Raw genomic sequence first — 12,331 nt, 5'->3', positions numbered from 1 at the left:
ATTATAGAATTCAAACACTTAAATTTGTAGCAAATAACCAGCTATGAGATTTCACACAAGAAAGTGGGTAAAACCTGAAGATCTTAATCCGAATGGAACTTTATTTGGTGGCCGCCTTTTAGAATGGATTGATGAAGAATGCGCTCTTTATAGTATTGTTCAATTGGAAAATCCTAAAACAGTTACAAAATACATGAGTGAGATCGATTTTAAAAGTTCTGCGCACCAAGGCGATATTATCGAGATTGGTATTGAAGTGGTGAAATTTGGAACTGCATCTTTGACCCTTAATTGCGAAGTTCGTAATAAAATGACCAGGGAAAAGATAATTACAGTAGATAAGATTGTAATGGTTGGGCTCGATGAGGAAGGTAAACCAAAAGCACACGGCAAAACTCAAATTGAATTTGTAAAGGACCGACTTTCAAATTAAGCTTTATTCTCTTTTGCCGGATTTGACGCCAGGCGCACCGGAAACTCTTTTTCACCTCCGTATAATTTAATTTCCTGAATATCAGCAGGCATATAGTACCCATTTTCTTCCAACGCTTCTTTTACGATTCTTACCACATTCCCTTTCGTAATGAGGGCCTGCTTTCTAAAGTCTTTGGTATCTACCCAAAAGTAGATCTTTAGATTTACCGTGCTGGTAGCCAGTTCATCTTCGATCACAAAGTTCTCATGTTCTTGATCTTCAATAACCAGAGGCTCACTTCGTAGGGCTTTCATTACGGTTTCCTTCGCCCCATCTATATTGTCTTCATAAGCAATACCAATGGTGAAATTCCAGCGAAAGAATCCATCTTCGGTATAATTCGTCACGGGTTCCGTTAGAACATCACTATTGGGAATGTATACATCTTTTCCATCAAAGGTTTTAAGTTTTGTATATCTGAATTCCAGTGCCTTAACTTTTCCAAAGTTGGCCCCTATCTCTACCGTATCATTTACATCAAAAGGCCTGTTGAAAGTAAGGATGATCCCCGCTATAAAATTTTCACCAATATCTTTGAAGGCGAAGCCCAAAACCACCGCGCTCGCTCCGGCAGCGGTAAAAATCCCTGTGGCAATCCCTCCCAATCCCGCAGCTCGAAGCGCCAGGATAATTGCGACCATCAGGATTAAAAAACGTATCGTTTTTCCCAAAAATCGGCTCATTAAAGGATCTGATGTTCTCGCAGAAATTCGTCTCTTTACAAAATTGCCAATCCAGGTTCCCAGCAGGACACCAAGAATTATGATAAGCAATCCCATCCCGATCCCTGGAATTTGTTCAATAAGACTATCGTAGAAGTTATTGAACGATTCTTCGATAGATTCGGGATTTGAAACTGAATTTTGCATAAGAATTAAAAGTTTGTATATCCGTAAAAATTCCTAAATACATAAAGTTTAGGTATAAAACGCCACAATGATAGCCCTTCGATTGCGCTCAGGGAGACAATAACAAGTTTTAGCACAATTAAAAGTTAATGATTTTGCCCTTTTTCAGCATTTTCATCTTCTTCTTCTTCAATTTGTTCCTTAGCTTTTTTAAGTTGCTCCGGGGTAGCCTTATCAGGCTTTTGCTCCTCAGCTACTTCTGGTTGCAGGAATAATTCCGCATAGAAATGAAAATGATCAGAATGGATATCTGGTCCAATTTCCATTTTTTTAACCCGGAATTCTTCGGAAACAAAAATATGGTCTAATGGCCAACGCATAATGAAGCTTCCGGCATTAAAAGTATTAGAGAAACTACGCCCAATTCTTATATCCAGTAATTCACCTACGTTTTTAAAAAGTCCCACGGTTTGCGACCAGGGGACATCATTAAAATCACCAATAACGAGAACAGGTAATTTTTCATTCCTGGCTAAAAGGGCAGTTTTCATCATCTCCGCATCCCTATCTGAAGACGATGGATTATGCTGTGGCATTGGCGGGGTAGGATGGATGGCAAATAATTTAAACTTATCGCCAGATTTTAACCTTACTTCTGTATGTATTGAAGGGATACTATCATCTACCATAAATTTAGTTTGCGGGTTGATCAATTCAAATTTTGAATATAGGAGCATCCCATATGTGTTTGGTAAAGGCACCTCTACCTTGTAAGGGTATTCCTCTCCAATTCCCGCTTTAATTTTATCGCTCCAGCGTTGATTGGTTTCCGTGAAAATGGCAATATCGGGTTTAAGGCTTTTCATTTGAGAGATAAGCGAATCACTTATTTCATTTTTTTGAAGCACGTTGGAAGTAACGATCTTGAATCCTGCATCTTTGTTAACCTGGGCAGTGGGAGCTCCAACTTCTTTTGGCACAACTGGGGTGTAAGGCATAATTACCGCAAATTGATAGATAAAACATGCTGAAAGAACTGTCACAAAAGCATATTCGTTCCATTCATCTATTTTAAATCGCAGAAAGTATGCAAATAATGCCGTAAGGGTAAGAAGCGTTAATTCTATATGCGGAAAATCAAATATTCGTATCCACCAGTAATCGGCAGCAATTAAGGGAATAAGGGTAAGCACAACGGCAAAAATACCGAAGCCCTGTAGGAAGGGTTTAAGTTTCATTTGGTTTAGTTGTTTGTTTTCTGGCTCAGGTAATTGCGAATATCATCTCCGGAAGGCGCTTCAAAAAGCTGGAGGCCAAAATAAGGGATCGATGCAATTAAGTGATCAAAAATATCTGCGGAAATATACTCAAAATTTTCCCAACGCTTGTCCCGGCTAAAACACAGGATTTCAAGCGGAATTCCATGTTCTGTAGGAGCCTGGTGCCTTACAATGATATACATTTCCTTATGAATGGCAGAATGTTCATGAAGATAGGCATCAGCATATTTCCTGAAGATGCCCAGGTTGGTTTGATTTCTTCCGTTGATCAAAAGCGTTTTATCAACATTATTGTTTTTATTGAACTTATCGATTTCAGTTTGGCGATTTTCGAGATATGGTGAAATTAAACTGATCTTTTTTAATTGATCGATTTCATCATAATTTAGAAATTTTACAGAATTCTGTTTGATATAAATAGATCTTCGTATCCTTCTTCCCGGCGATTCCTGCATCCCGCGCCAGTTTTGAAATGAATCGGCAATAAGGCTATACGTGGGGATCGTGGTATAGGTATTATCCCAATTTTGCACCCTAACCGTGGCAAGATTGATTTCAGTTACGGTACCATCAGCGCCAAATTTTTCAAAAGTGATCCAGTCTCCTATCCTTACAATATCATTTACCGACACCTGGATAGATGCCACCAATCCTAAAATAGTATCCTTAAAGATGAGCAGGATGACCGCAGAAGCTGCTCCAAGGGAAATCAGGAAACTACCTACAGATTCTCCTGTTAATTCAGCAAAAACGAACATTAGACCAATCACCCAGATAAAAATCATAATGATCTGGCTAAAACTTTCCAGGGGTTTATCGTTAAATTCTTCCCTGGTTTTAAGATAATTCCTGGTGGTCCTTAAAAAACTTCGGAAGATCCAGATAACCAGTATAATGACATAAAAGGTAAATAATTTGTCATATATCTTCAACGCCAGCGGGAATTCAGCGAAAATTAAAGGGATTAATTTATAAACTATATAGAGGGGAGGGATCCTTCCCACGTATTTTGGAAAGTTCGATTGGATTAAAAAATCATCAAAAGTAGATTTCGTTCGATTGGTAAAAATCTTAAAGCCTTCGATGACAAAATTTTGAACCAGGTAATTTACCGCAATAACCACCATGGATAAAATAACCAGGTTGATTAATAAATTGAGATATATAGCCAGAGTGGCATCCATGCCATATTTCATGAACAACTCCTCAAAGAAACAAATCAGGTAAATAATTTTATCGTCAATCTCCATAATTACAGGTAACGTTTTTCAACGTAGAAGGGCCCAAAAGGAATAAGGGAACACCCAAGGATCAATCCGGTTTGTATCCAGCTCCAGTTCATTCTTTTTACTAAACTAAGACAGGCGGCGACATATAAAATAAATAAAACTCCGTGAGCCATTCCCACATGTTCCACCATTTGTGGCATATCCCAAACATATTTTAAAGGCATGGCAATAAGAAGCAGCAGGAGAAAAGAAATTCCTTCCAGGATGCTTATCCATTTAAAAGCGGCTTTTTGGTTTTCAAGAGACATAGAATCCTTTTTATAAACTCGGGCAAAGATAATTCATATAAAATAGATGGCTTATCCATACCTATTAAAATAATAGAACTTTCACGTGAGAATCACAGCTCATACTGAGCATTTTTATTAATTTGCAGAAGAAATTTTATAAGCATGAGCAAAAGAAAAGTTTTAGTTACCGGTGGTCTCGGTTTTATAGGATCTCATACCGTTGTTGCATTACAAAATGTGGGATTTGATGTTGTCATTATAGATAACCTATCCAATTCATCTATCGATGTTCTCGCGGGAATCACACGCATAACCGGCATAGAGCCTGAATTTGAAAAATTAGATCTTCGGGATAAGAACGCTGTAGCAGATTTTTTTAAAAAATATACTGAAATTACTGATGTGATCCATTTTGCAGCCTCGAAAGCTGTGGGGGAAAGTGTGCAGAATCCGTTGTTGTATTATGAAAACAATCTTAGTACACTGGTTTATTTGCTTCAGCATATGGCGCAAAAAGATAAGTCCAATTTCATCTTTAGTTCATCCTGTACCGTTTATGGCCAGGCAGATGAAATGCCAATTTCTGAAAATGCTCCGGTAAAACCTGCTGAGTCTCCTTACGGAAATACCAAGCAAATAGGCGAAGAGATTATTCGTGATACCTGTAAAGTAAAGGACGGATTAAAAGCGATCTCTTTACGATATTTTAATCCCATAGGCGCGCATCCAAGTGTTGAAATTGGAGAACTACCCATTGGAACCCCACAAAATTTAGTTCCTTTTATTACGCAAACAGCGATTGGCAAAAGGGAGAAATTATCTGTTTTTGGAAATGATTATCCTACCGATGATGGTACGGCGGTTAGGGATTACATTCATGTTTTAGACCTCGCTGAAGCACATGTTTCTGCTTTACAGCGTTTAATTGAAGGCAAAGAAGATAAAAATTATGAAGTCTTCAACCTTGGAACCGGGAAAGGTAACAGTGTGCTGGAAGTGATCAAAACTTTTGAAAGTTCCACAGGTCAGGATCTTCCTTATGAAATCGTGGGGAGAAGGGAAGGAGATGTGATTTCTGCGTATGCCGATACTAAAAAAGCCAATGAGGTGCTTCATTGGAAAGCAGACAGAAGTTTGGATGAAGGATTAAAAAGTGCCTGGGAATGGGAAAAAAAAGTAAATAAATAGTAATAAAAAAGCCTCCGCAATTGGAGGCTTTCTATTATTCGGTTCCGTTCACATAAAATGCGTGAACAACACCCGGCAACCAGCCCAGAAGCGTGAGCAGCACGCTGATAAGAAAAGTGGTTCCTATTCCATGTTTCAGGAATACCGCTAAAGGCGGCAATAATAAATTCAATAGAATTGTTAAAATAGACATAGTAATATATTTAGTTGATTAATTAAATTTTCTGTATTTGGCCATGGCGAACATAAAAATTGCGTAACAAACGAATCCAGCAGCAACGATTCCCATCAAGTAAGCTCCATAAGATGAATTTCTTAAGAATGAAAAGGCATCAGTGGTGGTTTGGATATCACTCGTGTTAGAAGTATATGCTGCACGAAGGAAGAAATAGGCTAAAATGGCAAATATAATTCCCCGGGAAATTATACCTAAATAGCCAGTATTCTTAATAACCTTCCTTCTTTTTTTTTCTGAAATGGATTTGAGATCAAACTTTTCCAGGAATTTTTTGGAATAGACCTTCTTGAATTTTGCAATACTCACTCCAAGCAAACATAAGCCTACAACCGCAAAAACAAATACTCCAAAATTCCCAGATAAAAATTCAAAATTCTGGCTACTGCTTCCGCCGGTACCGGCATTTATCAATTTCTTTATACCGTAAATTGCAAGCCCCAGATAAACGATTGCACTTATAAAAAACCCCACTCTTTTCACTTTGCCTTTATTATCATTCCCAATGTTCTCAGGATCTTTAAACGCCTGGATTAGCCTCCAGCCTACATAACAAAGCAAACCAATAACAACCAGTGCCATAAGAACATTTCCAAAACTTTGTTTTTCAAGGAATTCCATGACTTCGGTCTTACCAGTTGTTTTTCCGCCCAAATTAAAAGCAGCCATAAAGGTGAGTACACCCGTAATACCATAGACCACACCTTTGGCAACATAGCCTGTGCGGGCCATTTTTTCAATTTTTGAATTCATAAATTCTTTTAGTTGGAAAATACAAGATAGTATAGACCTTATAAAGTAAGATTGGTCTTATGAAAAATTTAATGATTGTTACGAATTAGACCATTTCAAAAATTACCAGGGCATATAAAAAGAATCTGGCAAACCTTAATAAACCAAAGATCAAATAGCTGGCAAATGGAAAACTGATGATGCCAGCAGCCATACTGGTTATGGAAAAAGGGATTGGTAATAGGGCACCAACGATGATTAAAAAACCTCCCCATTTTCGGGTATTTTTAATATGTCTGGCAAGTTTAAGTTCCATAGTATTATGAACTGAAGGAATTTTGGTAATACCAACACCTATAAAATAAGACACAATCCCACCAAGATAGGAGGCAAGCGCTAAAATACTCAGGTAAAGAAAAGGTGAATTCATTTTACCGGACCAGGCGATAAAAAGTTCTGGAGGGACAAGACCTAATAAAGATTCAGATAAAAAGAAAATACCAATGATCTGGAAAGGCTCATAGGTTTCAGTAATGGTGACCAGCATCTGTTCGATGTCTAGTAAATACCTGTCTATAGCCCATAAGGCAGCTACAACCAAAACTATTGGTAACACAGCTTTTCTTAAACTTGCCCAAACAAATTTATAGAAACCTGTATATCCATAATATTGATGCAATAAGCGTAGTCGCGACTTCTTTTTAGATTTCGCTTTTTCCTTCATTAATATTTTTCTTTTGCAATTTTAGGGAACTAACGGGCAATATTAATAATCTTCCCCAGCTTCTTCTTTAAGTGCTTTTACATATTCCCTTAATTCCATTTCATTCAATTTATTAGAATGATCTGCCATTAAAGACAAGAGATACTCCAAACTTTCTTTACCGGTAATTTCTTCGGAATCATTCACAACTTCAGTTTCCTCAACATCTTCCTCTGCTTCTTCGTCGGTTTCGGTAATAGGATCGTCGTCTGGAATTGCGATAAGAAAATCATCATTTTCTGCGATATGCTCGTAGGTAAGTCTTAATGCTTTGGCAAGTAAAGGAATTTGTTCTTCAACCACTAAAGCCCGAAGATCTTTGAGTTCTTCAACTATCGTGTTGGTGATAATTCCATTTCTCATAAGATCTTTTTGGATCTTGTTCAATAATTTTTGTGCTTTAAGATTTTCCAAGGTAATATATGTATTTAGCTCTTATAATAAATTGAGAGGAATTTTATCATTCCTACAGATGTTCGCAAAGTTAATTTTTTTACGAATCTATGAAAGGTTTTTAGGAGCTTTTATCACTGTTTTAACCTTTAAAATTAACAGAAACTTAGAGCTTTTAATTTCAGCGCACTAAGCTTGTTTTGTAGCTTTAAAATTCTAAAAAATTAATTATGGATAATCAGAAAAAAGTTGCCCTTATAACAGGAGGAAGTAAAGGAATTGGATATGGTGTTGCGGAACAACTGCTTAAACAGGGTTATAAAGTAGCCATCACCAGTAGGTCACTTTCTGCTGCGAAAGAAGCTGCAGGAAAACTTTCAGATAAAGAAAACGTACTTGCCCTGGAAGCCGATGTGCGCAACTATGAAAGCCAGCAGGCTGCGGTTAAGAAGCTCATAGAAAAATTCGGAAGACTCGATGTTTTGGTAGCCAATGCCGGAGTGGGAAATTTTGCTTCTATTCAGGATTTAACCGTAGAAGACTGGAATGATACCATAGACACTAACCTTACCGGGGTATTTTATAGTATCAAAGCCTGTGTGGAAGAATTAAAGAAAACAGAAGGTTATTTTATAAGTATCTCCAGTCTTGCGGGAACTAATTTCTTTGCTGGGGGTAGCGCATACAATGCCAGCAAATTTGGTCTTACGGGCTTCACCCAGGCTGTAATGCTGGATCTTCGGGATTCAGGTGTGAAAGTAAGTACTATTATGCCAGGTTCTGTAGCTACACATTTTAATGGCCACGAACCTAATGAAAAGGATGCCTGGAAAATACAAATTGAAGATATTGGTGAATTGGTAGTGGATCTTCTGAAGATGAATCCGCGAACTTTGCCCAGCAAAATTGAAGTGCGGCCATCCCAACCTCCAAAAAAATAGGATTTTTCTTCCTAAATAAAAAGTCCGGTAATTTTCAACCGGACTTTTTTTATAATTAGATCTCTACTATCATTTTACCAATATTATCGCCATCAAATAAACTGATGAACGCATCCGGAGTATTTTCAAATCCGTTTTTGATTGTTTCATCATACTTCAATTTTCCAGATTTTAACCATTCACCCAACTGCGTCATGGCTTCAGCATATTTAGATTCATGGTCCCTAACCAAAAAACCCTGCATAAGTGCGGACTTCTTGATTAAGATTCCCTCGGGGCGGGGACCTGTGGGAACTTCAGTTTCATTATAAATTGAAATAGCACCACAGTTAATAATGCGTGCCGCCTTATTAATATTTTGCAGGACGGCATCAAGCGTTTCCCCACCAACATTATCAAAATAAACATCGACACCTTCAGGACATTTTTCAGAAATGGCATCTTTCATATTCTCGGTTTTCTTATAATTGATCCCGTTATCTACATTAAATTTTTCCTGGATATGCTGAATCTTTTCGTCGCTCCCGGCAATTCCAACCACATGGCAGCCTTTAATCTTACCAATTTGACAAACAATACTTCCCACTGCTCCGGCCGCTCCGGAAACTAGAAGGGTTTCTCCCTTCCTGAGTTTTCCAATTGTCTCTAAAGCCAGATAAGCGGTAAGTCCGGTTAATCCTAAAACCCCCAAATATGCTGAAAACGGGGCCAGATCTGTACTGATTTTTCTTAAATTTTTTCCTGAATTTTTCTGAAGCAATTTCCAGTCCAGCATGCCCACCACATGATCCCCTGGTATAAAATTTTTGTTTTGAGAATCTTTAACCTCCGCAACGACCATAGAGCTAATGGGCTTCTCTAGTTGAAAAGGAGGGATATAAGATTCTTCATCCCGCATCCTGCCTCTCAAATAAGGATCTACTGAAATATACTTTGTTTTTAGTAAAATTTCACCTGCATCAATTTTCGGTTCATCTATATTTTGGAACTCAAAATCGCTTGTTTCCGGTTTCCCTTTTGGCCTGTTTTTTAAAATGATCTGTTTGTTCATATTCTTCATATTTGCTTTTAATTTAAATGGAAATCATCGCTCCGGCAAAGAACCCTTGCCAAATTCTTCCCAAAACATAAAGCTTCCTGAATTAATTATTTCAATTGCGCTTAAAGTTTTAATTTCGGGATTCGCAATAATTTTGGGATTGAAAAAAACAATTGAATATTATAAAATTTCGCTGGTCAAGTTTTTCCGAAGTACCAGTTTTTCAAAATCGATCATTTTATCGGTTTCTATCGTTTTGCCCATTATTTTATTTTCGCGATTAGATCTTACTGAAATTGGAATAAGCATTGCTATGGGTTGCCTGTTATCGGCACCCAGCGACAGTCCCGGAACTAACAAGCATAGGACTTTGGCGATTTTGGCCGCCGCCATATTAGGTGCTTCAACTTATATAGTCGCAGGATATCTAAACTTCAATATCTATGCAACTTTGGCGATGTTGCTGGTTCTTATCTTTTTCATTGCCTATTTGTCGGTGTATGGATTTAGGGCTTCACTGGTTACTTTTTCAGGTTTAATGGCCGTGGTGCTGAGTTTCGCCAATATTTCTTCAACTGTTGAAATTTGGCAAAAAGGACTGCTTATATTTTCTGGCGGACTTTGGTATTTATCCCTGAGCAGTCTTTGGAATTTCTTCTTTCCAAAACAGGCTACGGAGCAATTGCTTGCTGAAACTATGGAACTCACCGCTGATTATCTTCGAATTCGGGCAAAACTGATGCGTAAAAAAGATCAACCGGAAGCTCTTCAGAAGGAAATATTTCAGCTGCAAAATCAGTTAAATGAACATCATGAATTGTTGCGGGAATTGCTGCTTACTTCACGTTCTACTTCGGGGAATTCGGTATATGCAAGAAAAAGGCTGCTGGTTTTTGTAGATCTGGTGGATATTCTGGAACTCGCCATGTCCCATCCCATAGATGCTTCTAAAATGAAGGAAGACCTCGGGGAGCATTTTGGGGAACTTGAATATTTCGCTGAATATTCTAAAAAACTCGCCAATCAACTGGAAAAAATCGCCTTAAAATTATTCAAAAATTCACGCTTGCCTGAAATTGAATTAAAGGAAGCATTAGCTTCAAATTATTTGAAATTTCGCGAATTTAGAAACCGGGTCAATATTTCTGAAAAAAGAAAGGCGCTTTTAGTACTTAGAAATTTGTATGATTATCAGGAAAAACAAACCCAGAAAATTTATTCCATAGATCGCATCCTTCGGAATATTGAGTTTAAAAGAAATTTACTTTTTTCCAGCAAAGAGCGGGAAAAATTTCTTTCACCCCAGGAATATAGTTTTAAAGAATGGAAGAACAATTTCAACTTCAATTCAAATATTTTCAGGCATTCTTTAAGGATGGCCATTGCTGTGGTAGTTGGCTATTTAATAGGTTTTTATTTTTCAGTAAATAATTCTTACTGGATCCTTTTGACCATTGTGGTGATTATGCGCCCCAATTATGGTCTTACCAAAGAGCGGACAAAAAAAAGGATCATAGGCACTTTAGTTGGTGCCGCAGTAGCGATTGGAATTGTTTTCATTACCCAAAACACCACGGTTTATGCAATTTTAGCCATAGTATCTTTAACCCTCGCCTTTTCCCTAATTCAGAAAAATTATACGACCGCAGCTATATTTATTACGCTGAGTATCATATTTATTTACGCTTTACTGAAACCCGATGTGTTGAGCGTCATCCAATACCGGGTTATTGACACCTCGATTGGAGCCTTGATCGCCTGGATTGCAAATATTGCCCTTTGGCCAAAATGGGAAGTAGAAAGTATTGCCGAAACTATAAAAGAATCAATAAAGGCAAATCTTGAATACTTTAAAGAGATCAACCAATTCTATCATCAAAAAGGTACTTTACCAACTACCTATAAATTGTCGAGGAAAGGGGCGTTCCTGGAAATGGGAAATTTAAGTGAATCTTTTCAAAGGATGTCCCAGGAGCCAAAATCCCAGCAGGACAGGTTAAAGCTAATTTTTGAAATTGTAAGTTTGAATCAAACTTTTTTGTCTTCACTGGCATCACTCGGTACTTTTATTAGAACCCATCCAACGTCGCCGGCTTCAAAAGAATTTGATACGTATATTGATAAAATCCAGTTGGAATTAAAGAATTCTATCCACCTCCTGAAACATCGACAACAATTAGAAGATGAAATCCAGGATTTTGAAGCAGCTGAACATACTTTTTATTCCAAATTTGATGAGCTTGCCAGTAAAAGGGATAAGGAGCTGGCCGAAGGGAAGAATGAAATTGATGAATCATTTCGGTTTAAATTGCAGGAAGCACATCTGGTTACCAATCAGCTGGGCTGGTTATTGGAAATTGCCCGGAAGATGAACAAATCTATCAAGAAAATTAATCCGGAATTCTATGAGTAAAAGAGCTTTTAAGAAATATATCAAAGGTCTTAAAAAGAAAGATCTGGAGGTTCAACTGGAAGACCTTTATGAAAGATTTGACGAAGTGCGGGTGTATTACAACTTCGTTTTTAATCCCAATGAAGATAAACTGGTGCGGGAGGCGAAAATGAAGATCTCAAAAGAATATTTTCCGCCTAATAAAAGGAAGCCAAAAACCCGCCGCTCTATTGCCCAAAAATTTATCAAGCACTTTCTAAAACTGGAGATGGATCCTTTTGCGCTGGCAGATGTGATGTTATATAATATCGAAATTGCTCAAACCTTCGCCGCATCAAAAGAATATATGCCTGAATCTTTTGAAAAAAGTATGCTGAATTCTTTTGAGCAGGCTGTGACCTACATCATTGAAAATAATATGGATAATGAATTTGGACAGCGAATCCATAAAATAGAAACAGAAGCAGAAAACTTACATTGGGGAAATACCTACGCCTTCAACAAACTGGCTGATCAATTTACATAA

At 37.6% G+C, this 12,331-nt stretch carries 14 protein-coding genes; 5 read left to right on the top strand and 9 right to left on the bottom strand.

Translation table 11 applies throughout. From position 1 onward, the window contains the following. Positions 1–43 precede the first annotated feature (43 nt). Entirely contained in the window at positions 44–433 is a 390-nt protein-coding gene (locus DHD80_RS15240) for a hotdog domain-containing protein (protein WP_251742321.1), read from the top strand. On the opposite strand, the gene DHD80_RS15235 is transcribed toward DHD80_RS15240, so the two are convergent. From DHD80_RS15235 to DHD80_RS15220, 4 genes are all read right to left on the bottom strand, one after another. Continuing rightward, positions 430–1,344, bottom strand: a complete 915-nt coding sequence (locus DHD80_RS15235; RefSeq protein WP_251742320.1) for a mechanosensitive ion channel family protein — start codon at positions 1,342–1,344, stop codon at positions 430–432. The two genes, DHD80_RS15240 and DHD80_RS15235, sit on opposite strands and share 4 nt — an antisense overlap. A 125-nt stretch (positions 1,345–1,469) precedes the next feature. Further along, positions 1,470–2,561 carry an endonuclease/exonuclease/phosphatase family protein gene (locus DHD80_RS15230; protein WP_251742319.1) on the bottom strand — a complete coding sequence of 364 codons (1,092 nt, stop codon included), beginning with the start codon at positions 2,559–2,561 and terminating at the stop codon, positions 1,470–1,472. A 5-nt stretch (positions 2,562–2,566) separates the two neighbouring features. After that, positions 2,567–3,853: a mechanosensitive ion channel domain-containing protein gene (locus tag DHD80_RS15225; RefSeq protein WP_251742318.1), complete on the bottom strand. Its 1,287-nt coding sequence runs from the start codon at positions 3,851–3,853 to the stop codon at positions 2,567–2,569. Between the two features lie 2 nt (positions 3,854–3,855). After that, on the bottom strand, positions 3,856–4,140 hold the full coding sequence (locus tag DHD80_RS15220; protein ID WP_251742317.1) for a DUF3817 domain-containing protein: 285 nt from the start codon (positions 4,138–4,140) through the stop codon (positions 3,856–3,858). Positions 4,141–4,284: 144 nt separating this feature from the next. Between DHD80_RS15220 and galE the strand changes: the two genes are divergently transcribed. After that, the gene (galE, locus tag DHD80_RS15215; RefSeq protein ID WP_251742316.1) at positions 4,285–5,310 is read left to right on the top strand and encodes a UDP-glucose 4-epimerase GalE; all 1,026 of its coding nucleotides are present in this window, start codon (positions 4,285–4,287) and stop codon (positions 5,308–5,310) included. 34 nt (positions 5,311–5,344) lie between these two features. On the opposite strand, the gene DHD80_RS15210 is transcribed toward galE, so the two are convergent. From DHD80_RS15210 to DHD80_RS15195, 4 genes are all read right to left on the bottom strand, one after another. After that, entirely contained in the window at positions 5,345–5,503 is a 159-nt protein-coding gene (locus DHD80_RS15210) for a YqaE/Pmp3 family membrane protein (protein WP_251742315.1), read from the bottom strand. Positions 5,504–5,521: 18 nt separating this feature from the next. Next, on the bottom strand, positions 5,522–6,298 hold the full coding sequence (locus tag DHD80_RS15205) for a DUF1206 domain-containing protein (protein WP_251742314.1): 777 nt from the start codon (positions 6,296–6,298) through the stop codon (positions 5,522–5,524). A gap of 85 nt (positions 6,299–6,383) precedes the next feature. Continuing rightward, a complete protein-coding gene (locus DHD80_RS15200) occupies positions 6,384–7,001 on the bottom strand; it encodes a VTT domain-containing protein (RefSeq protein WP_251742313.1) in 618 nt (205 codons plus the stop codon). A 42-nt stretch (positions 7,002–7,043) separates the two neighbouring features. Next, entirely contained in the window at positions 7,044–7,454 is a 411-nt protein-coding gene (locus tag DHD80_RS15195) for a hypothetical protein (protein WP_251742312.1), read from the bottom strand. Positions 7,455–7,663: 209 nt separating this feature from the next. Between DHD80_RS15195 and DHD80_RS15190 the strand changes: the two genes are divergently transcribed. Then, entirely contained in the window at positions 7,664–8,374 is a 711-nt protein-coding gene (locus DHD80_RS15190) for an SDR family oxidoreductase (protein ID WP_251742311.1), read from the top strand. Positions 8,375–8,429: 55 nt separating this feature from the next. Here the strand turns inward: DHD80_RS15190 and DHD80_RS15185 are convergent, their stop codons facing one another. Next, entirely contained in the window at positions 8,430–9,425 is a 996-nt protein-coding gene (locus tag DHD80_RS15185; RefSeq protein WP_251742310.1) for an NADP-dependent oxidoreductase, read from the bottom strand. A 148-nt stretch (positions 9,426–9,573) separates the two neighbouring features. Here DHD80_RS15185 and DHD80_RS15180 point away from each other — a divergent pair, with 148 nt between their 5' ends. Together DHD80_RS15180 and DHD80_RS15175 are read left to right on the top strand one after the other, a co-directional pair. Then, positions 9,574–11,826 (top strand): FUSC family protein, encoded by a 2,253-nt coding sequence (locus DHD80_RS15180; RefSeq protein WP_251742309.1) that lies wholly within the window; start codon positions 9,574–9,576, stop codon positions 11,824–11,826. Further along, complete coding sequence (locus tag DHD80_RS15175; RefSeq protein ID WP_251742308.1) at positions 11,819–12,331, top strand: DUF6155 family protein; 513 nt, start codon at positions 11,819–11,821, stop codon at positions 12,329–12,331. The genes DHD80_RS15180 and DHD80_RS15175 overlap by 8 nt, the downstream gene beginning before the upstream one ends.

Origin of the sequence: Gramella sp. AN32, assembly GCF_023718305.1 — a bacterium.
Taxonomy (GTDB): domain Bacteria; phylum Bacteroidota; class Bacteroidia; order Flavobacteriales; family Flavobacteriaceae; genus Christiangramia; species Christiangramia antarctica.
The sequence above is the reverse complement of the archived record's forward strand: the minus strand, read 5'-3'. Positions and strand labels throughout refer to the sequence as shown.

Excerpts from the sequence above, each read along its gene's own strand:
- DHD80_RS15240 (WP_251742321.1), top strand. The coding sequence starts at position 44 with ATGAGATTTCACACAAGAAAGTGGGTAAAACCTGAAGATCTTAATCCG.
- DHD80_RS15235 (WP_251742320.1), bottom strand. The coding sequence starts at position 1,344 with ATGCAAAATTCAGTTTCAAATCCCGAATCTATCGAAGAATCGTTCAAT.
- DHD80_RS15230 (WP_251742319.1), bottom strand. The coding sequence starts at position 2,561 with ATGAAACTTAAACCCTTCCTACAGGGCTTCGGTATTTTTGCCGTTGTG.
- DHD80_RS15225 (WP_251742318.1), bottom strand. The coding sequence starts at position 3,853 with ATGGAGATTGACGATAAAATTATTTACCTGATTTGTTTCTTTGAGGAG.
- DHD80_RS15220 (WP_251742317.1), bottom strand. The coding sequence starts at position 4,140 with ATGTCTCTTGAAAACCAAAAAGCCGCTTTTAAATGGATAAGCATCCTG.
- galE (WP_251742316.1), top strand. The coding sequence starts at position 4,285 with ATGAGCAAAAGAAAAGTTTTAGTTACCGGTGGTCTCGGTTTTATAGGA.
- DHD80_RS15210 (WP_251742315.1), bottom strand. The coding sequence starts at position 5,503 with ATGTCTATTTTAACAATTCTATTGAATTTATTATTGCCGCCTTTAGCG.
- DHD80_RS15205 (WP_251742314.1), bottom strand. The coding sequence starts at position 6,298 with ATGAATTCAAAAATTGAAAAAATGGCCCGCACAGGCTATGTTGCCAAA.
- DHD80_RS15200 (WP_251742313.1), bottom strand. The coding sequence starts at position 7,001 with ATGAAGGAAAAAGCGAAATCTAAAAAGAAGTCGCGACTACGCTTATTG.
- DHD80_RS15190 (WP_251742311.1), top strand. The coding sequence starts at position 7,664 with ATGGATAATCAGAAAAAAGTTGCCCTTATAACAGGAGGAAGTAAAGGA.
- DHD80_RS15185 (WP_251742310.1), bottom strand. The coding sequence starts at position 9,425 with ATGAACAAACAGATCATTTTAAAAAACAGGCCAAAAGGGAAACCGGAA.
- DHD80_RS15175 (WP_251742308.1), top strand. The coding sequence starts at position 11,819 with ATGAGTAAAAGAGCTTTTAAGAAATATATCAAAGGTCTTAAAAAGAAA.